Source organism: Salibacterium sp. K-3, assembly GCF_054052005.1.
This window is the reverse complement of record NZ_JBSVZE010000001.1, coordinates 1,711,565-1,732,688: the sequence shown is the minus strand read 5'-3', so window position 1 is coordinate 1,732,688 and position 21,124 is coordinate 1,711,565. Positions and strand designations below refer to the sequence as shown.

Below are 21,124 nucleotides of genomic sequence, written 5' to 3'. Positions count from 1 at the left end.
CTTTCCTTATGCCTGTTCCTTGTCCTGCCTGCTTATGCGGTCCAGCTGAAACGCTTTATGCAGTGCTGAAACTGCTTCTTTTTCATCTTCGGATTTTACAAGCACCCAGATCGTTGTATGGGAGTCTGCTGCCTGGTATATCGGGATATCTTTTTCACTGAGAGCATCGATCATTCCCGCAGCAACACCGGGGACCCCGGACATACCCGCGCCGACTGCCGAAATTTTCGTGCATCCTTCCAGGCACTCCGGATCATATCCCTGGTCCCGTAATAATGAAACCGCTTCCGAACTGCGCTCTGAGGGAACGGTATACAGGACGGCGGAAGGCTGTATCGTAATAAAGTCAACGGAAATGCCTGCATCCGCCATGACCCGGAACACTGTCTGCTGCAGAGTAATACTCTCCCTGCAGCGGACGGTAATCCTAGTCAGTCCGGATTTATGGGCGATGCCGGTGACCTGTCTTCCGCCGTGACCGGATGCCGTACTGTCCGCTGAGATCCACGTCCCCTGCTTTTCAGAAACGGTCGAGCGGATGCGCATCGGAATCCCCGCCTGTCTCGCCGTCTCCACCGCTTCCGGATGGACGACCCGGGCGCCCTGTACAGCCATATTGCATACTTCTTCGTAGGTTACCTCCGGAAGCAGGGAAGCTTCTTTAACAAAACCCGGATCTGCAGTCATCACACCTTCTACATCGGTGAAAATATCCACGATATCCGCCTGCAGCGCACCAGCCAGTGCAGCCGCGGTCGTATCGCTGCCGCCCCGGCCGAGCGTTGTTATTTCATTGTCTGCCGTTCCCTGAAACCCTGCGACAACAGCCGCGTCTATATGTTTCAGCGCATGCTGAAGACGTCCGCATCTCACTTCTTCAATATCGGCTCCGCCAAATGTTTTCGTAGTCTGTATGCCGGCCTGCCCTCCGGTGAAAGCCATCGTTTCCAGCCCCTGTGCACGCAGCTGTTCACTGAAGACAACCGCTGAGATCGTTTCCCCGCAGGATAGAAGCATATCCTGTTCCCTTCGTGCGGGGCCGTTCTTATTTTTTTCGAGAAGTCCGAGGAGGGTATCTGTCGCATATGGACTTCCTTTTCTTCCCATCGCTGATACGACCACCACTACTTTTGCACCGCCGGCCACGGCCTTTTTGACGTGGGCACAGGCGGCCGACCGCGTTCTGTCATCCTGAACAGAAGTTCCTCCGAACTTTTGAACAATGACCTTCATGACCAAGTCTCCTTTTTATTTCATGCCGTGGACGTACATCTCAACATATACCATTCTCCATGTGTTCTGTTGGAGATTGCTTTCGGGCAGCACAAGACAGCGAATGTCTTTTCCGAAGTTTATCCGTATCTTTTGAACCTTATTTGATGAGGCCGTATTTCACGATGCTTTCTGCAATCTGAACAGTGTTATACGCGGCTCCTTTCAGTAGATTGTCGGAGACGACCCAGAAATGATAGCCGTTGTCAAAATCAAGGTCCCTGCGGATCCTTCCGACAAAAACATCAGGTAGTCCCACACTGTCCACCGCCATCGGATACTCCTGTTCCGCCGGATTGTCCTGAATGGTTATCCCGTCCCCGGAACCAATCGTCTCTTTCAGTTCTGATGCATCCGGCGTGCCGTGTTCCACCTCTATATATACGGATTCGGAATGGCCTGTTTCCACCGGCAGACGTACGCACGTCGCTGCCACGGGAAGCTTATTCTCATGCATGATTTTTTTCGTTTCATTGATCATTTTCATTTCCTCGAACGTGTAGCCGTTATCCTGAAATTTGTCAATCTGCGGAATCGCGTTAAAGGCGATCTGATAATGTTTTTCATCGCCTCCCACCGGCAGAATTTCCGGATTGGCGGGTTTGCCGTCAAGTACGTTCTGCGACTGTTCTTTCATTTCGTCAACGGCATCCAGACCTGCTCCGGAAACCGCCTGATACGTGGATACAATCACCTTTTTCAGACCATATGCCCTTCGTACCGGTTCGAGGGCCGCCACCATCTGTATCGTGGAACAGTTCGGATTGGCGATGATTCCGTTATGGTTTTTTACATCTTCCTCATTAACCTCCGGTACGATAAGCGGCACCTCTTCATCCATACGGTATGCACTCGTATTATCAATAACGATCGTCCCGCGTTTCACCGCTTCCGGGGCAAGCTGCTTTGAAATGGAACCTCCAGCCGAAAAGAGGCCGATCTGGATTCCTTCAAATGATTCCGGTTTAGCTTCCTCGACCGTATATTCTTCCCCCCGGAACGTCATTTTTTTTCCGGCTGAACGTTTTGATGATAATAATTTCAGTTCTTTTAACGGAAAGTTTTTATCTTCCAGTGTTTTTAGTATCTGCTCTCCAACCGCTCCGGTTGCTCCCAAAACGGCTACTGAATATCCTGTTTCTTCTGCCATGAATGATTAACTCCTTCCAGCTTCCTGTCAAAGTATTGTAATCTGTTTTCTATTAACGTCTATTGTAACATAATAGATGGAGCTTGAAGAAGCAACCACGGTGACAGCTTAATCATTGAATTTTTCTACGATAACCGGCTGATACTGACGACCAGAAAGAGCTTCTTCCAATGTTGCAGCGATATCTTCCATTCTGGCAACCAGTGATGTCGGTTTTCCCGCAGGATTATCCTGGCCGAACGGTACGAAGTAAATATTTTTGGCATTCATCAGTTTCATGATATTTCCCCCGTTTAATCCAAGCGCGTCATTGGTAGAAATCGCAAGAACCACCGGATTGCTGTTGCGCAGCGTTGCCTTGGCTGCCATCAATACGGGGGAATCAGTGACGGCATTGGCGAAACGGCTGATCGAACTCCCGGTCATGGGAGCGATGAGCATGGCATCCAGCGGTTTTTTCGGGCCGAACGGTTCTGCTTTGACAATCGAATCCGCGATATCTTCTTTCCCGGAGGCAGTTTTAATTTCATTCAACCATTTTTCCGCCGCTCCGAATTTGGAATCTGTTTTCAGTACGGTTGAAGTAATGACCGGATAGATATCAGCACCTTTTTCCCGGAGCTGCCTCATATAGGGAATAGCTTCTTCCAGCGTGCAGTGCGATCCGGTCACTCCGAATCCAATTTTTTTGTTTTCAAAAGGCAGCATACATTACGCCTCCTTTATCTTCTCGTTTTCTCCCAGCTGCTGCAGGAGAACTCTGCCGAGAATACGTCCGGCTGTTTTTGGGGCAGTCTTTCCGGGAATTCCGGGAGTCCGGAGCGCATGAATGCCTTTTTCTTCAGCATATCTAAAATCTGTCCCCCCCGGCCGGGAAGCGATGTCAATGATCAATGTACGTACCGAAACACGCCGCAGGATCGTTTTCGTTAAAAGGAGGGCCGGAATCGTATTAATGCATATATCGGCACGCTCAACAGCCTCCGCCAACGCATCAAGGTCGAAAACAGAGTGTCCTGAAGTCTCCGCCCTCGCTTTTTCTAAGGGATCTGACGTCCCTGCTTCTGTATATGCACCCAGCGCGGAAAAAGTGTCAGCTATCACGCTCCCTGTGCGGCCGAAACCAAGAATCACAACGCGGGAGTGGTGGATGGTATGGTTTGTTTCCTTTATCGCTGTGAGTAAGACCCCTTCTGCTGTCGGGACGGCATTATATATCGCTGCTTCTTCTTTTTCCAGGAGAGCGGTATACGTTCTTTCCGCCCTTTTCATCAATTGATCCGCTTCTTTGGTGGACACGCCTGTACAGATCAAGGTTTCCGGAGACAGCCGCTGTAACCAGCCGCACTCTATCTTCAGCGGAGCATCCGCATATGGTGCTTCCACAGTCCACTCCCGGCCGATACCTCCTGCCGGGAACACGACGGCGTCCAAGCTCTCCCATGCCGGTTCTTGGCCCGTGCGATATATGCTTATGCCATCCTGCATATCAACCAATTCCGCAAAGCCAAGCATCGATACGGTAAAACCGTGTTCCATCAGAAAGCCGGCGGTTTCGATCTGTCTTTCATCTCCTCCGGCGAGCAGTACTTCCTTTTTCATGAACCGCGCCGCCTCCCTTTCCCTCATTTCGTTCTCTATGTATCCTATGACCGGACGTAGAATGGGTGAGACGATCAGACTATCTTTTTAAACCGTAAAAAAAGAGCTGTACCTTTTTGATACAGCTCCCGTGTGTAGTTTAATTTTTTCGATCGAAATACCGTTTATCCGTATCCATGATCAGAACGTCCTCACCGATTTTTATAATATCTTCCCATGGAAATCTCCAGCCGCCTGCTTTTTTTCGAAACGGAGAAGACAAGATAACCAGTTCCCTGATCTGTCCGCTGTTCTCATCAAACACAAGATCAATCTGCCCCGGCAGTCCGAGCTTTTTTGCCTGGTTACCGTCCACGATCTCTTTTTGGGACATATCACTTAACAGCACGTGAACCATCCTCCTTCCAGATCGTTCATGAATGGGAACTTTCCTGTAAAACGGAAGGAAGCACACCGCTTTTTGTAATATAGGAAAACGCATAATCATCTCCGAAAATGGAAGACGCTGTATTCTGGATATCTTCCGGACGGACAGCTTCCAGCCGGTTCACCACGTCATCGAGCGTCCGGTGCCTGCCGAGCAGCAGCTCATTTCTGCCATTTCTGGACATGCGGCTGCTTGTGCTTTCCAAACCGAGCATCAAATTTCCTTTCAACTGTGCTTTCCCATTTTCCAGTTCTTTGTCCGTCAATCCGTCCACAGCAATTTCTTTCACGGTCTTCAAAACAGCGTCCATCGCTTCTTCCTGCTGGTCCATGCCGGTTCCGGCATAAATAGTGAGCAGCCCCGTGTCGAGAAACGGAACATGGAAAGAAAACACTGAATACGCCAGTCCTTTATCTTCACGGATCCGCTGAAACAGACGGCTGCTCATACTGCCGCCGAGCGCATTGTTCAATAACATCAGAGGATACGTACTCTCCTCATCCATGGCCGCCCCGGGAAATCCGATACAGAGATGGGCCTGTTCTGTTTCTTTCGGGATGCCTTTTTTGCCGGGCAGAAATATCGGTTTCTGGAGTGTCTGCTCCCGTGATCCCGGAAAAAGCCCGCCGAACAATGCTTCCAGATATTCCAGCAGTCCTCCTGTGTCATTTCCGGCAGCTGAGATAACAATGTTTCCTGCTGTATAATATCGTTCCATGTAATCAAGCAGCCCTTCCCTTGTAAAGGCGCGTACCGTATCTTCCGTTCCGAGAATCGGGCGTCCCAGCGGATGACTGCCGAACGCCTCCCGGTCCAGATAATCATGGATCACATCATCAGGCGTATCTTCCACCATTTTGATTTCCTCCATGATGACCTGTCTTTCCTTTTCGATTTCTTCAGGGTCAAAACGGGAGTGAAACAGCATATCGGCAAGCACCGATAATGCCTTCTCTGTATGTTCATCGAGCACTTTGGCATAAAAACAGGTATATTCTTTGGACGTGAACGCATTGACCTGCCCGCCGATTTTATCAAAGCTCTCTGCGATCTCTGCAGCGGACCGGTTTTTTGTCCCCTTAAAAAACATATGTTCCAGAAAGTGCGATATACCATTTTCTTCTGCGGTTTCATACCTGGACCCCGTACCGATCCAGATTCCGATCGTCATGGAGCGCACGGTTGGAATATGTTCGGTCACCACCCGCAGCCCGTTTGACAGCCTGTTTCGTTCCATCAACAAGATTCCTCCTTCTCCGTTGCACCTATCCATCAATGCGGGTTTCATCCAGTACGCCCGACACAGTGTCCAGGCGTATTCCCTCTGCCTTGATTTTTTGTATCATATCTTTTAAACCGGCGGATGCTGCAGCAGTAGGATGCATTAATATCAATGAACCATTATCGACCTTTGATGCCGTCCGGGAGGCCATCGCTGCAGGATCCGGATCTTTCCAGTCCACCGTATCGACCGTCCAGAGGATGGTATGCATGCCGAGGGCGTCAGCTGTTTCCACCACTTCATCGTTATAACTGCCCGACGGCGGGGCGAACAGTTCCGGTTCTTCAGATAATACTGCTTTCAGAACTTCATCCGTCTGTGTCAGTTCCCGCTTTATGTCTTCTTTGCCGGAAGCAGCCAGATCAGGGTGCGAAAACGCGTGGCTGCCGATTTCATGGCCTTCTTCTTCGATCATTTTAGCGGATCTGGGCTGATTCTGCACCCACCGTCCTTCGAGAAAAAAGGTCGCCTTTACCTTTTCTTCCCGAAGAATTTTGAGAAGGCGGGGAATGTAACGGTCTCCCCAGGATACATTAATCATCAGCGCTGCTGCCGGCTTGGCCGGGTTTCCTTTATAAACCGGAGCTGGCGGAAGGTCACGGAGGTGTACCTGCGGAGGAATCTGCTCGATGACTAATTCATCCTCCCGGAATTCGTCCTCCTCCTTCATTGCTTCAAACGAAGCCTTCATGTTCACCATCCTGCCGTTATAGCCGGGAACAGCCTTCCACACTTTATCGATCACCGCATCACGGGGCGGTTCATTTAGTTCGTCAGCGGCTTCTTCCAGTTTCTCATAGATGGAACCGCCCGGTGAATCCGCAGATACCGGAGCAGACTCTTCCTTATGTATCGAAAACACCGTATGATACGGCAGGCTCTTCTCCAAAATGATAATCAAAATAAGCAGAAAGAAAGGCAAGGAAAGCAGCACCTTTTTCATGATATCTCCCTCCTGCTTGTACAATATGATCACAAGAGCAGGAGTTAGAACATGAAAAAGAACTTGGCATCCGCCAAGTCTTTCCTTCCTGCCGATCGTTTAGTTTTGATTCTGCTCGTTCAAAAGCGCCTTTCTGGACAGGTTCACTCGTCCCTGATTATCAATTTCCGTTACCTTCACAAGAATTTCATCTCCGATCTGCACGACGTCTTCGACTTTATTCACACGTTCTTCCGCCAGCTGGGAAATATGGACAAGCCCGTCTTTGCCTTTGAAAATTTCCACAAACGCGCCAAATTTCTCAATGCGTTTCACTTTGCCGAGATACGTCTCGCCGACTTCGACTTCCCGGATCAGGTCTTCGATCTGTTTTTTCGCGTTATCATTGGCAGCCGCATCTGTCGATGAAATATAGACCGTGCCGTCCTGTTCAATATCGATCTTCACACCCGTATCTTCAATGATCTGGTTGATCGTTTTGCCGCTTGGCCCGATCACGTCCCGGATTTTATCCGGAGAAATCGACATGGTTAGAATTTTCGGTGCATATTCAGACAGTTCACTTCTCGTCTCGCTAATAGCCGAAAGCATATTCTCCAGCACTTTCAGTCGTGCGCTCCGTGCTTTTTCCAGTGCGTATTCAAGCACTTCCCGGTTGATGCCGGCTATCTTAATGTCCATCTGCAGAGCGGTCACGCCCTCTTCTGTTCCGGCTACTTTAAAGTCCATGTCACCAAGCGCATCTTCCATTCCCTGAATATCAGTCAGAACCGTAAGGTCTTCTCCCTCTTTCACAAGCCCCATTGCAATTCCTGCCACCGGTGCTTTAATTGGGACACCGGCATCCATCATGGCAAGAATGCTGGCGCAGATACTGGCCTGCGATGTCGATCCGTTGGACTCCAGCACTTCCGATACGAGACGGATTGTATATGGAAAGTCTTTTTCCGGCGGGATGACCGGTTCAAGGGCCCGCTCCCCGAGCGCACCGTGGCCAATTTCCCGGCGTCCCGGTCCACGCATCGGACCTGTTTCCCCGACGCTGAAGGAAGGAAAATTGTAATGGTGCATGAACCGCTTTGATTCTTCCATGCCGAGGCCGTCCAGTACCTGCACATCGCCGAGAGGACCAAGTGTGCATACACTGAGCGCCTGCGTCTGGCCGCGTGTGAACAAGCCGGAACCGTGGGTGCGCGGCAGCAGCTGTACCTGGGAGGCAAGATTTCTGATATCTTCAGGTCCTCGTCCATCCGGACGAATCTTTTCTTCCGTGATAAAACGCCGGAATTCTTCTTTTTCAATATTCTTCAGTATCTCATTTACATCGTCCTGCTCTTCTTCATCAAACTGCTCCATAACAGCTTCTTTTGCTTCATCCACCGCCTGCTCGCGCGATTTTTTTTCTTTTACGAGGACGGCTTCCTTTAAGCGTGCTTCCCCGGCTTCACGGACTCTTTCAGCAAGCTCTTCTGCCGGCTGTTTCAGCTCAATCTCCATCTCTTCGCCGGTGCCGGCCTGGGCTGCAATATCCTCCTGGAATGCCACAAGGCGCTTGATTTCTTCATGACCGAACATGATCGCTTCGAGCATATCTTCTTCCGGTACTTCAGAAGCGCCGGCTTCCACCATATTAATTGCATCTTTTGTTCCGGCAACGGTTAATTCAATATCGCTTTTCTCTTCCTGTTCAACCGTTGGATTAATAACAAATTCCCCGTCCACTCTGCCTACCTTGACACCGGCGACAGGTCCGGAAAAAGGAATGTCCGAAAGAGTAAGTGCCAGCGATGAACCAAGCATCGCCGCCATCTCCGAAGAGCAGTTCTGGTCCGAACTCATTACCATGCTCACAACCTGCACTTCATTCCGGAAACCGTCCGGAAACAGAGGGCGGATCGGCCGGTCGATCAGACGGCTTGTCAGCACCGCTTCATCACTGGGACGCCCCTCCCTTTTAATAAAGCCTCCAGGTATTTTTCCCGCCGCATAAAGACGTTCCTCATAATTCACGGTCAGCGGAAAAAAGGGAAGGTCTTTCGGGCTGTCGGAAGCGGTGGCGGTGGAGAGCACAGCCGTATCTCCGTACCTTACCATCACAGCACCGTTTGCCTGTTTGGCAAGCTGACCGGTTTCGATCGTTAATTCCCTCCCGGCCCAGTCAAATGTAAATGTCTGCATATTCTGTTCCATCTCCAAAGGATCTTCCTCCTGTACAATAATAATCTTTACGTAAAGTGTATCCTTCTGCCTCTTATTTTACAATCCGGCCATGGAGGAAGAAAAGTTTATGGTTCCTTTTCCTCCCCGCGTGAACGGCAGATCGAAGGCTGCAGCATGAGCAGGACAGCGATGTCGTAAACAGCCGCCCCGCACCTTTTTATATCAATAACAAAAAGCGGGATTACTCCCGCTTTTCGCTCTTTATCGACGCAGACCAAGCTTGTTAATAAGATTGCGGTATCTTGTAACGTCCTTTTTCCGCAGAAAGGTAAGCAGGTTACGGCGTTTACCTACCATTTTCAGAAGGCCGCGGCGGGAATGATGGTCCTTTTTGTGATCCCGCAAATGCTGGTTTAATGATGTAATCTGCTCTGTAAGGATAGCTACCTGTACTTCCGGAGATCCGGTATCATTATCATGCGTCTTGAACTCCTTAACAAGTTCCTGTTTTCTTTCGATTGTTAATGCCATGACTGGCACCTCCTTTTTCTTTTATAACCGCCGATTCCCCAGTCATACGCCGGAGGAACGTCTTGACCGAGCAATGGCTGGCTTCCTTGTTACAGTCACTAGAATACCGGTTTTTGAGGCAGAATGCAAGAGAAGATTTTTGTTACACCCGGGGGACATCAGGATCTTTGGCGAGTACGGCACGGGCTTTTTCTGTATCCTGGTTCATTTCTTCTATCAATGCTTCCACGCTGTTAAACTTTTCTTCTCCGCGGATAAATGTGTAGAAACAAACTTCCACGTTCCGGCCGTAGATATCATCGTCAAAGTTAAAAATGTACACTTCAATCACCGGCTCGTCCGGTAAGTCATCATGAAATGTAGGATTGAATCCGATGTTGGATACTCCATCCAGCCATTCATCCCCGAGCTTCAGCCGGACAGGATACACACCGGCTGCGGGTATGACATAGGGATGCTGCGTTTTGATATTGGCTGTTGGAAATCCGATCGTCCGTCCCCGCTGTTCCCCGCTTTCTACGATACCACGGACACTGTAGGGACGTCCCAGCAGATGATTGGCTCTCTCTATATGCCCTGACTGAATATATTCTTTAATTCTGGTGGAGCTGATTTTTTCACCGTCGTCCGCAATCTCCCGCACCACTGTCTGTCCGAACCGGCTGCGGGAATGAAACGGGAGTGTTTCCATCGTACCTTTTCCCAGGCGTCCGTAAGAGAAATCAAACCCTGCCACGACATGAACGACTTCGAGCGGGAGAAGGTAGCGGTCGACAAATTCCTGTGGTTCCTGGGACGCAAAAGACGCATCAAACTGCACAACAAACAGGTAGTCCGGCCCTTCGTGCTGCAGGCACTCCTCTTTGTGTGGAAGCGGCGTAATGTAAGCCATGCTGTCTTCTTTTGTTTCCGGTGAAAGAACCACTTTGGGGTGAGGATGAAACGTCATCACTCCGAGCGCGCACTTTTTTTCAGCTGCAATCTCTGCTGCTGTCCGGATCACTTCCTGGTGACCGGTATGCACGCCGTCAAAATAACCGATCGCAAGCACCATCTCCGGAAACGAAGCAGAAAGTTCTTTTTGTTGTGAAAGATAAAAGGTTTGCAACGGTTTTCACCTGCCGATCATGAATTTCCTGAAGAAGGATGCTGTCCTGCAGGTTCCAGCATCGTTTTCGGTTTAATAAGTCCGGGCTTTTGTGGATGGTTTTCGTACACGGCAATGGCCCTGCCTTGATACAGAAACACAAACGGAGGATCTTCCGCCCCTTCTTCTTTACGAAGCAGACCTCCGTTCCGAACCTTTTCCGCCGTCTTTACAGACGCTTCCACGAAAGGAAGGTGCTGGAGCGCTTCTTCCACAGACAAGCCTGTCTCTTCAAGCTTCCCATTCTCTTTTATCTCTTCCAGCTGCTCCAATGTAAAACAGTCCTTTTCTTTCACCGGTCCGGAACGTGTCCGTTTCAAATCGGACATATGAGCAGGGCTGCCGAGAGCACGTCCGATATCTACAGCCAGGGTGCGTATGAATGTTCCTTTGCTGCACGCTACGCCGATCCAAAACGAGGCAGTCTGTCCATCGGAAGTAATCGATCTCGGAAGGTACTGCAGCGAGTAAATATCGATGTCGCGCATGGGCCGTTCCACTACTTTTCCTTCGCGCGCGTATTCATACAGTTTTTTTCCGTTTACTTTTACGGCCGAATACATCGGAGGAAGCTGCTTCTGTCTGCCCAGAAAGGATTGCAGTGTATCGTTTATGCTTGGTTCCGAAGGAGGAGCTCCCAGCTCCTTCTGCTCTGTGATCTCTCCTCCGGCATCTTCGGTGGAGGTGGCATATCCGAGTGTGATCCGTGCCTCATACTGTTTCCAAAAATCGGTCATGTAGTCTGCGATTTTCGTTGCTCTGCCGATACAGACCGGCAGCACTCCTTCTGCATCAGGATCCAGCGTACCGGTGTGGCCCGCTTTTTTCACCCCATACAGGCGCCGGATACGGTCCACACAATCGTGGGAGGTTAATCCACGGTTTTTATAAAGGGGAATGACCATGTCTTCCATATGTATACCACCCTTTTTCAGAACAGGAAAAAGGCTTGAGCGGCCCAAGCCTTTTACTCCTGATGTTCTTCATTCAGTTCTTTCAGCAGACGCTCAATCCTATTGCCGTAATCAATGGATTCATCAAAATGAAAAGAGATGTCCGGCGTTTTCCGAAGGTGGATACGGCTGCCGATTTCACTTCGTATAAAGCCGCGTGCTTTCTGGAGAGCTTTGATGGTATCTTCCTGATCTTCCTCGTTGCCAAGTACCGTGACAAACACACTGGCCTGCTGCAGATCGCCGGTCACATCGACTCCTGTCACCGTGACAAACTGAACACGAGGGTCTTTTACTTCCCTGGCGAGGATATCAGCCATTTCCTTTTTAATCTGTTCTCCTACACGGTCCGCTCTGACGTTGCTCATGTGATATTCCTCCTTTCTAGAACCACTCAAATTCGGTTATGGTGCGTTCCAGTTCCGGATGCCGGTCAATCAATTCCATGGCTTTCTGCAGCTCCTGTTCCACGACGATACGGTCCCGGTTCACGGATACGATGGTAAATGCCGTCCGCTGCCAGAGATCGTGATGATCCATTTCAGCAGCGGCTGCATTCAGCTTCTGTTTCACTCTGGTTGTCACACTTTTGACAACAGCCCGTTTTTCTTTCAGGGAGCGTGCTTCATAAATGAAACATTCGCAGTGAAGGGCTCCGATCATGCCGGCTTAACTTCCTCCATTACATATGCTTCAATGATGTCGCCTTCTTTAATGTCATTGAATTTTTCGATGGTTATACCGCACTCGTATCCGGACTGTACTTCTTTCGCATCGTCCTTATACCGTTTCAGGTCATTGATTTTTCCTTCGTGGATGACCACCCCGTCACGGATCACACGGATATTAGAGTCTCTTGTGATCTTGCCTTCCGTTACATAGCTTCCCGCGATGGTACCGATACGTGATACTTTAAATAGCTGGCGCACTTCGACCTGGCCGATTACTTTTTCCTGATAGACAGGATCAAGCATGCCTTTCATGGCCGATTCGATCTCCTCTATAGCATCATAAATAACACGATGGAGGCGGATGTCTACTTTCTCGGACTCAGCTGTCCGTTTCGCATTGGCGTCCGGACGGACATTGAATCCAATAATAATCCCATTGGAAGCGGAAGCAAGGATGACATCGGATTCTGCAATGGCTCCTGCTCCGGCATGAATGATGTTGACTTTCACACCCTCCACATCAATCTTTTCAAGTGAACCTTTTACAGCTTCAACAGACCCCTGCACGTCAGCTTTGACAATAACATTGATTTCTTTCATTTCATTTTCCTGAATCTGGCTGAAGAGATCATCAATGCTGACTTTCGCCGTCTGGCTCCGTTCTTCTTCGCGGGCTCTTACAGCGCGGGCTTCGCCAAGCTGCCGGGCTTTCTTTTCATCCTGGAACTGCACAAACTGATCACCTGCGAGCGGCACCCCGTTCAGTCCGGTGATTTCAACCGGGGTGGACGGGCCTGCCGATTTCACCCGTTTGCCTGTATCGCTCACCATGGCCCGGATTTTACCGTACGTATTGCCGACTACAAGCGGATCGCCGACATTCATGGTACCTTCCTGAACAAGCAGGGTGGCCACTGGTCCGCGTCCTTTATCCAGTTCGGCTTCCACCACGGTTCCACGTGCCCGTTTGCCGGGGTTGGCTTTCAGCTCTTCCACTTCTGCTACGAGCAGAATCATTTCAAGCAGTTCATCCAGTCCCTGGTTGTTAATGGCAGATACGTTCACAAATATAGTGTCTCCGCCCCATGCTTCCGGCACCAGTTCAAATTCGGTAAGCTCCTGCATGACACGGTCCGGATTTGCGCCTTCCTTATCCATCTTGTTAACGGCAACGATAATTGGCACTTCCGCTGCTTTCGCGTGGTTGATTGCCTCTTTTGTCTGCGGCATCACACCGTCATCGGCTGCAACCACGAGAATCGTAATATCGGTGACCTGGGCGCCGCGGGCTCGCATGGTAGTGAAGGCGGAGTGACCCGGTGTATCAAGAAATGTGATTCTCTTATCGTTTTCTTTCACCTGATACGCGCCGATGTGCTGGGTGATTCCTCCTGCTTCTCCTTCCGTCACTTTCGTATGGCGGATCGAATCAAGCAGCGTCGTTTTACCGTGATCGACATGGCCCATAATGGTAACAACCGGAGGACGTTCTTCGAGCGATTCCGGATCATCATGTTCCACCTGAAGGTCGAGATCAAGTTCGTCGACTTTCACTTCTTCCTCAACGTCTACATTGTAATCACCTGCGATCAATTCGATGGATTCCTTTTCCAGGTCTTCATTAATCGTAGCCATTACCCCAAGGTTCATCAGCTTTTTAATGATTTCCGAAGATTCCTTGTTCAGCTTATCCGCCAGCTCTCCGACGGTCAGAGTGCCGGTGAAAGTGATTTTTTCCGGAGTGGGGGCCTGCTGTTTACGCTTCTGGCCGCCGCTGTTCTTTTTATTCTTTTTGCCTTTGTGCTGGTTGTTCTGGTTGTTCTGTTTTTTATTTTTCGGCTGGTTCTGGTTCGGCTGATTCGGCTTTTTCCGATTCCCCTGGCTTTGGTTATTACTGCGTGCGCCCTGCTGATTATTATTTCCCTGGTTACTGTTTGCGGATTCTTTTTTCTGTCCGCCGCCATTGTTCGACGGTGCATCCTGTTTTTTATTTTTCCCTTCCAGCTTCGCAATGGTGTCGTCATCAATCACCGACATATGATTGGAAACCGGTATATCCATATTTTTCAGTTCATTCACTACTTCCTTACTGGATTTATTGACTGTTTTGGCGTATTCATAAATTCTCATCTTACTCATTAAGCATAACCTCCACCTTTATTCATCCAGCATGGTCATCAGCCTTTCTGCGAAACCTTTATCTGTTATGCCGACAAGCACCCGGCTTTCTTTGCCGACGGAGGCGCCGAGCTCCTGCCGGTTTCCGGTGATATAGAACGGGATCTGATAATAGCTGGATTTATCTTTAAATTTTTTTTTCGTATTCGGTGAAGCATCCCCGGCAATAAGGACAAGAAACAGAGAACGGTTTCTGATTCCATCCAAAACGACTCCCTCACCTGTTTTCACTCTGCCTGCCTTAGCGGCAAGACCCAAAAACGAATAGATCGATGCTGTCATCGTTTTATTCCTTTCTTTCTTTCCTCCAGCAGACGGTCATAATCTTCTTCGGTTACCTTGATGTTCAAATGACGGGATAGAGCATCTTTACGTTTGGCCTCCAGAAAACACTCTTCGCTGTTTGTAATATAGGCGCCGCGGCCGTTCTTTTTTCCGCCGGGATCCACGAACACTTCACCTTCCGGACTTCTCACCACCCGGATCAGCTCTTTTTTTTCAGCGGTGCTTCCTGTGACAATGCATTTTCTTATCGGCTTTTTTTTCTTCGCCATCCTCTCTCCCTTTCTGACATCAATATTCTTCCTCTATGTCGTCTTCGTCTTCAGGCTCCTCCTCTTCGGTATCCGCCTGGAAAAGGTCATCGTCCTCTTCAGCATCGTCTTCCTGCCCTTCTGCCGGAAGCGTTCCGCGGGCTCCGTAGGAAGGATTTTCAGGGTCATATAAGCCGCTTTCAAGTGCTTCGGATTCACTCTTGATATCAATCTTCCAGCCGGTCAGTTTCGCGGCCAGCCTTGCATTCTGTCCACGTTTGCCGATCGCAAGAGACAACTGGTAATCCGGTACGATGACCAATGTGCTTTTATCCTCTTCATCGACTTTCACATCCAGTACTTTGGAAGGGCTTAAGGCGTTGGTAACATATTCAAACACATCGTCGGAATAATGAACAATGTCTATTTTTTCGCCTTTCAGCTCATTCACAATCGTCTGTACCCGCTGCCCTTTCGGCCCTACACAAGAACCGACCGGATCGACTTCCGGATCTTCGGCATATACCGATATTTTGGAACGGTCCCCGGCTTCACGGGCCACGGAAAGAACTTCCACGGTACCATCATAAATCTCCGGAACTTCCAGTTCAAACAATCGCTTCAACAGTCCCGGATGAGAACGGGAAATCAGAATCTGAGGCCCCTTTGTCGTCTTTTCCACCTTTGTAATATACACTTTCAGGCGGTCATTGTGGCGGTAGGATTCATTGGGCATCTGCTCGCCCTGCGGAAGCAGAGCTTCCACCTTGCCCAGATCCACATAAATAAACCGGTTATCCTGGCGCTGGACGATACCGGTCATGATATCTTCTTCGCGGTCGATAAAATCAGAATAAATGATACCCCGTTCTGCTTCCCGGACGCGCTGTGTTACGACCTGTTTAGCCGTCTGAGCGGCGATTCTGCCGAAATCTTTCGGCGTGACCTCCAGTTCCACGACATCATCCAGTTCATAATTCGGGTCGATCTCCCCGGCTTCTTCCTGCGATATTTCCAATCTCGGATCAAATACCTCTTCGACAACCTCCTTGCGGGCAAATACGCGGATGGTGCCGTCGTCCCGGTCAATATCGATCCGCACATTCTGGGCTTGGTTGAAATTCCGTTTGTAGGCGGAAATCAAGGCAGCTTCTATCGCCTCGATAATAATTTCCTTTTCGATTCCTTTATCTGTTTCCAATGTGGACAGGGCGTCCATAAAATCACTGTTCATGAGTATCGGTTTCCCCCTTCACACCGGCTGCGGGTCTCATCTTACTGCCGGGGTCTGTTAAAATTGGATCGCAAGTCTTGCTTTGGCCACCTTGTCATATGGCACATGACGAGTGGCGGTTTTTTGTTTGTCCTGTGTTTCAATCGTAAGCCAATCTTCATCAAAAGCTGCAAGGGTTCCTTCAAAAGCTTTTTCGCCGTCCACCGCTTCATAAGTCGTTACATATACATGCTTTCCTACAGCACGGGAGAGGTCCTTTTTTGTTTTCAATGGACGTTCGGCCCCCGGGGATGACACATCCAGATAATACGCACCCTGGATCATATTTTCCTGATCCAGCGCCTCGCTCAGTTTTTCACTGACATTGCTGCAGTCTTCAATATCGACACCGTTTTCCCCGTCAATAAAAACTTTAAGAAACCAGTGCTTTCCTTCTTTTTTATATTCAATATCAACAAGCTCCAGGCCCATCTCTTCAATGAGGGGCTCTGCGAGCTCAGCTGCCTGGTCTTTAATCCTGTTACTCATCGCCTGCCTCCTTTACTGCGCTGACATAGCTTTCCCGGTATTCCACATCTCTTTCTCCACCGGTTCAAAACCAGATCCGGCGGGCAAAACGAAAGAGTGGGCTGCAACCCACTCTTCTCCGGACGTGCTTATTCGAGGTATCTGTTTCAAATCTTACCACAGTGTTCCGGTAAATGCAAGATAACCCTGCCTCTTCAAAACAGGGAGAGCTGGTTCGATTCCGGGAGTCCGTCCAGACAGCCGTGCAGATCAAGATGCTCAATAACCGTTTTGGTTGCCCTGCTGCGCTGCTGAAGGTCTTCTTTGGAGAGAAATTCACCGTCGGCGCGCGCTTTCACAATGTTGGCGGCGGCATTTGTGCCAACCCCGTCCAAAGAATCAAACGGAGGAATCAGACTGTCCCCGTCGACGACGAATTCACTCGCTTTGGAACGGTACAGGTCCACTTTCTGGAAAGAATACCCCCGTTCACACATTTCCAGAGCCAGTTCGAGCACGGTAACCAGACTTTTTTCCTTAGGAGAAGCTTCCAGACCTTTTGCCTGGATTTCTTGAATTCTTGACCGGATCGAAGCACCACCTTTTACCATCGTCGGTATTTCAAAATCACCGGCACGCACCGTAAAATACGAAGCATAGAAAAGGATGGGATGATGGACTTTAAAGTAGGCAATACGGACAGCCATTAATACATACGCTGCTGCGTGGGCTTTTGGAAACATATACTTGATTTTCAGGCAGGACTCAATATACCAGTCCGGTACTCCGTGGTTCTTCATTTCCTCGACCCATTCCTCTTCCAGTCCTCTTCCTTTCCGGACAAACTCCATGATTTTAAACGCCAGCGAGTGCTCGACGCCCTTATAAATCAGATAAACCATAATGTCGTCACGGCATCCGATGACATCTTTAAGCTCACACGTACCGCTCCGTATTAATTCATCAGCATTGCCGAGCCAGACATCAGCTCCGTGCGAAAGCCCGGAAATCTGCACCAGTTCGGAAAACGTGGAAGGGTTCGTTTCTTCCAGCATCTGACGGACAAACCGCGTTCCAAATTCAGGAATCCCATACGTCCCCGATTGACAAAGGATTTGTTCCGGTGTCACTCCAAGGATTTCCGGCCCGCTGAAAATTTTCATGACATTTTCATCATCAACTGGTATATCGTTCGGATCAATGCCGCTTAAATCCTGAAGCATACGGATCACAGTTGGATCATCGTGCCCGAGGATATCCAGTTTCAACAGATTGTCATGGATGGAATGAAAATCGTAATGGGTTGTTTTCCATTCCGAATCCTTATCATCGGCAGGGAACTGGATAGGGCTGAAATCATGAATATCGTATTCATCCGGCACAACGATAATGCCTCCGGGATGCTGGCCGGTTGTCCGTTTCACTCCGGTGCAGCCGGAGACGAGCCGGTCGATTTCCGCCCCCCGGTAATACGCGTCCAGGTCATTCTGATATCCTTTCACGAAACCGTACGCGGTTTTATCCGCCACGGTGCCGATCGTTCCTGCACGATAGACGCGATCTTCACCAAACAGCTCTTTCGTATAATTGTGGGCATATGGCTGATAATCCCCGGAAAAGTTCAAATCAATATCAGGTACTTTATCTCCCTTGAATCCTAGAAAGGTTTCAAAAGGAATGTCATGCCCGTCCTTCTGATACGTCGTCCCGCAGTTCGAGCAAGGTTTTTCCGGAAGGTCAAACCCGGAGCCGACCGAGCCGTCATTGAAGAACTCAGAATGGCAGCAGGACGGACACACATAATGCGGAGGAAGCGGGTTCACTTCGGTGATGTCGGTCATAGTTGCTACAAATGAAGAACCGACCGACCCCCGCGATCCGACAAGATACCCGTCTTCCAGCGACTTTGTCACGAGTTTCTGGGATATTAAATAAATGACGGCAAAACCGTGGCCGATAATGCTTTCCAGTTCTCTTTCAAGACGTTGTTCCACGATATCCGGCAGTTCTTTCCCGTAAATGCGTTGTGCTTTGGTATAACACATATCCCGGATTTCCTGGTCGGACCCTTCAATGTTCGGCGTATACAAATCGTCCGGCACCGGTTCCAGGTGTTCTATCTGCTGCGCCAGCCTGTTCGGCGTATGAATGACAACTTCCGCCGCTTCGTCCTCTCCGAGAAACGAAAAGCTTTCCAGCATTTCCTGTGTCGTTCTAAATGGTACATCGGGCAGCGTCTGCTTATTGAGCGGATTCGCACCGCCCTGGGAAGCAATCAGGATTTTCCGGTAAATATGCTCTTCCGGTTCAATATAATGGGCGTTTCCGGTGGCTGCGACCGGTTTTTGGAGCTCTCTGCCGAGCCGGATAATTTTCTGGATAATATCAAGCACCGCATCTTCGCTCTTCACCAGTTCCTTTTCGACCAGATGTGCATAATTCGCGGGAGGCTGCACTTCCAGATAATCATAAAATTCCGCAGCTGATCTGGCATCTTCCCACGATTTCTGCATCATCGTCTCAAACACTTCGCCTTTATCACAGGCTGAACCAACGAGAATGCCATCCCGGTGTTTCTGCAGTTTGGACCGCGGAATCCGCGGCGTCCGGTAAAAGTAATCTACATGCGACAGCGAGACAAGCTGGTATAAATTTTTCAGTCCTTCCTGCGTCTGGGCGATTAACGTGCAGTGGGAAGGACGGAGGCGGTGAAAGTCCCCCTGCCCCATGTTCCGGTTCAAATCCTTGTGGATCGTAAGATTCTGCTGCAGTGCATCTTTCACCATTTTCCAAAGCAGATAACCGGTGGCTTCCGCGTCATAAATGGCACGGTGATGGCTCACAAGCTCGATATCAAACGTTTTGCACAACGTGTTAAGGCGGTGGTTTTTTAAATGCGGATACAGGAACCGGCCCAGTTCCAGCGTATCAATGACTGGATTCGCCGCTTTTTCAAGTCCGGCTTTTTTATATCCTTCATTTAAAAAGCCCATGTCAAAACCGGCATTGTGCGCAACCAGTACGGTATCGCTGCAGAACGCGTGAAAGTCACGGAGAACATCTTCTACTTCAGGCTGATTTTCAAGCATATCATCCGTAATTCCTGTTAAATCCGTAATCGTAGCTGTCAGTTTTTCATGCGGATTGGCAAACGACTCGAACCGGTCGATAATTTCTCCGTCTTTTACTTTCACAGCAGCCAGTTCAATGATCGTGTCATACACGACGGACAATCCGGTTGTCTCGACGTCAAACACAACATATGTATCGTCGGCAAGCGGCCGGTCTGCTTCATTGTAAGCGATCGGTACTCCGTCATCGACAAGATTGGCTTCCATGCCGTACAGCACTTTTACTCCATGTTTCTTTTCGGCTTCATACGCTTCCGGGAAAGACTGCACCACAGCGTGATCCGTAATGGCAACAGCTTCATGGCCCCATTCGGCGGCTTTTTCAATGTAGCCGGATGCCGTGGCGACCGCATCCATCTGGCTCATGACGGTATGAGCATGCAGTTCCACTCTTTTTTCCCCGGACTCATCATGACGCACGGAAGGATCCACCTCTGTCACGTCATTTGCTATCATGACCAGATCACGGACGTACATATCGTTTTGTATGCCGCCGCGAACCTTCAGCCACATCCCTTTTTTAACCGCCTCATACTGCGGGACGTCCTCTTTGTCACGGGAAAACATTTTCACGAGAATAGAATCGGTATAATCCGTGATTTTGAATGTCAGCAGCGTGCGGCCGCTCCGCAGCTCTCTTGTCTCCGCTTCAAATACGTACCCCTGGGCGGTGATGCGCCGTTCCTCGTCTTCAATGGACTCCAGTGGGAGCGGGTCGTCTTTGATCGGATAACCGATCTGCAGTTTCCTTGCAGCCTGTTCCTGTTGGTTCTGCTGTTCCTGTTTCTTTTTCTCCATCATCGCTTCTACGACTTTGGACTGATCTTCCTGTTTCTTTTGTTCTTCGAAACGGGCCACTTCTTCTTCCGATGTCTCCACCGATGCAGCAACTCTGCAGGCAGGAAAACCGAACGACTGAATGATGTCATTCAGCGGTTCCTGAAGCTTTCGTTCCAGCATCGTTCCCTCTGCTTCATTCTTACAGGAAACAAACAGCGTATCATTCTCCACTTCCGGCGCCCCGCCGTTTAAGCGCTGACGCAGATACGGAGCGATGCCTTCCAGACGGGCGGTAATGGAAGGCCAGTACTCCGGAAGATGGTCCAAAGGAAGCGGTGCCGGATCATAAGTAATGGAAAACCGGACAGTGGCAATGTGGCGGAAAGCCTGCAGCATACGTTCCTGCAGACCGGCAAAGACCGTATAGGGCAGATGGCTGTTTAAGATGAAATAGAAGTGCCATGTCTGGCTTTCTTTATTGATGGACAGCTTCTGAATGCTTCCATCCTGCAGATAAGCATGTACCTGGTCTTCGGGCATGCCGATCTGCTCCATCAGAAGCTGGAAACGTTCTTTTCTTATCTGCTCGTCCTCACTCGTCATGGTAACCCCCCTTTCCAGTT

19 protein-coding genes are annotated in these 21,124 nt (G+C 49.6%); all 19 read right to left on the bottom strand.

The window, feature by feature from the left end; genetic code table 11:
• Positions 1-6: 6 nt before the first annotated feature.
• The 19 genes from dapG to ACW9JV_RS08540 all read right to left on the bottom strand — a co-directional run bounded on the left by dapG (position 7) and on the right by ACW9JV_RS08540 (position 21,104).
• On the bottom strand, positions 7-1,233 hold the full coding sequence (dapG, locus tag ACW9JV_RS08630) for an aspartate kinase (RefSeq protein ID WP_457333308.1): 1,227 nt from the start codon (positions 1,231-1,233) through the stop codon (positions 7-9).
• Positions 1,234-1,372: 139 nt separating this feature from the next.
• Positions 1,373-2,422: an aspartate-semialdehyde dehydrogenase gene (gene asd, locus ACW9JV_RS08625; RefSeq protein WP_457333306.1), complete on the bottom strand. Its 1,050-nt coding sequence runs from the start codon at positions 2,420-2,422 to the stop codon at positions 1,373-1,375.
• Between the two features lie 108 nt (positions 2,423-2,530).
• The gene (locus tag ACW9JV_RS08620) at positions 2,531-3,127 is read right to left on the bottom strand and encodes a dipicolinate synthase subunit B (RefSeq protein ID WP_457334676.1); all 597 of its coding nucleotides are present in this window, start codon (positions 3,125-3,127) and stop codon (positions 2,531-2,533) included.
• A 6-nt stretch (positions 3,128-3,133) separates the two neighbouring features.
• A complete protein-coding gene (gene dpsA, locus ACW9JV_RS08615; RefSeq protein WP_457333304.1) occupies positions 3,134-4,024 on the bottom strand; it encodes a dipicolinate synthase subunit DpsA in 891 nt (296 codons plus the stop codon).
• 139 nt (positions 4,025-4,163) lie between these two features.
• The gene (locus ACW9JV_RS08610) at positions 4,164-4,412 is read right to left on the bottom strand and encodes a YlmC/YmxH family sporulation protein (protein WP_457333302.1); all 249 of its coding nucleotides are present in this window, start codon (positions 4,410-4,412) and stop codon (positions 4,164-4,166) included.
• A 25-nt stretch (positions 4,413-4,437) separates the two neighbouring features.
• Entirely contained in the window at positions 4,438-5,691 is a 1,254-nt protein-coding gene (locus ACW9JV_RS08605) for a M16 family metallopeptidase (RefSeq protein ID WP_457333300.1), read from the bottom strand.
• A 25-nt stretch (positions 5,692-5,716) separates the two neighbouring features.
• Positions 5,717-6,676 (bottom strand): polysaccharide deacetylase family protein, encoded by a 960-nt coding sequence (locus ACW9JV_RS08600; protein ID WP_457333298.1) that lies wholly within the window; start codon positions 6,674-6,676, stop codon positions 5,717-5,719.
• 99 nt (positions 6,677-6,775) lie between these two features.
• A complete protein-coding gene (locus tag ACW9JV_RS08595) occupies positions 6,776-8,866 on the bottom strand; it encodes a polyribonucleotide nucleotidyltransferase (RefSeq protein ID WP_457334674.1) in 2,091 nt (696 codons plus the stop codon).
• A gap of 231 nt (positions 8,867-9,097) precedes the next feature.
• Complete coding sequence (rpsO, locus tag ACW9JV_RS08590) at positions 9,098-9,367, bottom strand: 30S ribosomal protein S15 (protein ID WP_457333296.1); 270 nt, start codon at positions 9,365-9,367, stop codon at positions 9,098-9,100.
• A 142-nt stretch (positions 9,368-9,509) separates the two neighbouring features.
• Positions 9,510-10,475: a riboflavin biosynthesis protein RibF gene (ribF, locus tag ACW9JV_RS08585; protein ID WP_457333294.1), complete on the bottom strand. Its 966-nt coding sequence runs from the start codon at positions 10,473-10,475 to the stop codon at positions 9,510-9,512.
• 17 nt (positions 10,476-10,492) lie between these two features.
• Complete coding sequence (gene truB / locus ACW9JV_RS08580; RefSeq protein ID WP_457333292.1) at positions 10,493-11,428, bottom strand: tRNA pseudouridine(55) synthase TruB; 936 nt, start codon at positions 11,426-11,428, stop codon at positions 10,493-10,495.
• A 53-nt stretch (positions 11,429-11,481) separates the two neighbouring features.
• Entirely contained in the window at positions 11,482-11,835 is a 354-nt protein-coding gene (gene rbfA, locus ACW9JV_RS08575; RefSeq protein ID WP_457333290.1) for a 30S ribosome-binding factor RbfA, read from the bottom strand.
• A 16-nt stretch (positions 11,836-11,851) separates the two neighbouring features.
• On the bottom strand, positions 11,852-12,130 hold the full coding sequence (locus ACW9JV_RS08570; RefSeq protein WP_457333288.1) for a DUF503 domain-containing protein: 279 nt from the start codon (positions 12,128-12,130) through the stop codon (positions 11,852-11,854).
• Complete coding sequence (gene infB, locus ACW9JV_RS08565) at positions 12,127-14,277, bottom strand: translation initiation factor IF-2 (RefSeq protein WP_457333286.1); 2,151 nt, start codon at positions 14,275-14,277, stop codon at positions 12,127-12,129. The genes ACW9JV_RS08570 and infB overlap by 4 nt, the downstream gene beginning before the upstream one ends.
• Before the next feature lie 18 nt (positions 14,278-14,295).
• Positions 14,296-14,598: a L7Ae/L30e/S12e/Gadd45 family ribosomal protein gene (locus tag ACW9JV_RS08560; protein WP_457333284.1), complete on the bottom strand. Its 303-nt coding sequence runs from the start codon at positions 14,596-14,598 to the stop codon at positions 14,296-14,298.
• Positions 14,595-14,870: an RNase P modulator RnpM gene (gene rnpM, locus ACW9JV_RS08555; protein WP_457333282.1), complete on the bottom strand. Its 276-nt coding sequence runs from the start codon at positions 14,868-14,870 to the stop codon at positions 14,595-14,597. The genes ACW9JV_RS08560 and rnpM overlap by 4 nt, the downstream gene beginning before the upstream one ends.
• 19 nt (positions 14,871-14,889) lie before the next feature.
• Positions 14,890-16,083 (bottom strand): transcription termination factor NusA, encoded by a 1,194-nt coding sequence (gene nusA, locus ACW9JV_RS08550; protein WP_457333280.1) that lies wholly within the window; start codon positions 16,081-16,083, stop codon positions 14,890-14,892.
• A gap of 57 nt (positions 16,084-16,140) precedes the next feature.
• Complete coding sequence (rimP, locus tag ACW9JV_RS08545; RefSeq protein ID WP_457333278.1) at positions 16,141-16,611, bottom strand: ribosome maturation factor RimP; 471 nt, start codon at positions 16,609-16,611, stop codon at positions 16,141-16,143.
• Between the two features lie 194 nt (positions 16,612-16,805).
• Positions 16,806-21,104: a PolC-type DNA polymerase III gene (locus ACW9JV_RS08540; protein WP_457333276.1), complete on the bottom strand. Its 4,299-nt coding sequence runs from the start codon at positions 21,102-21,104 to the stop codon at positions 16,806-16,808.
• Positions 21,105-21,124 lie beyond the last annotated feature (20 nt).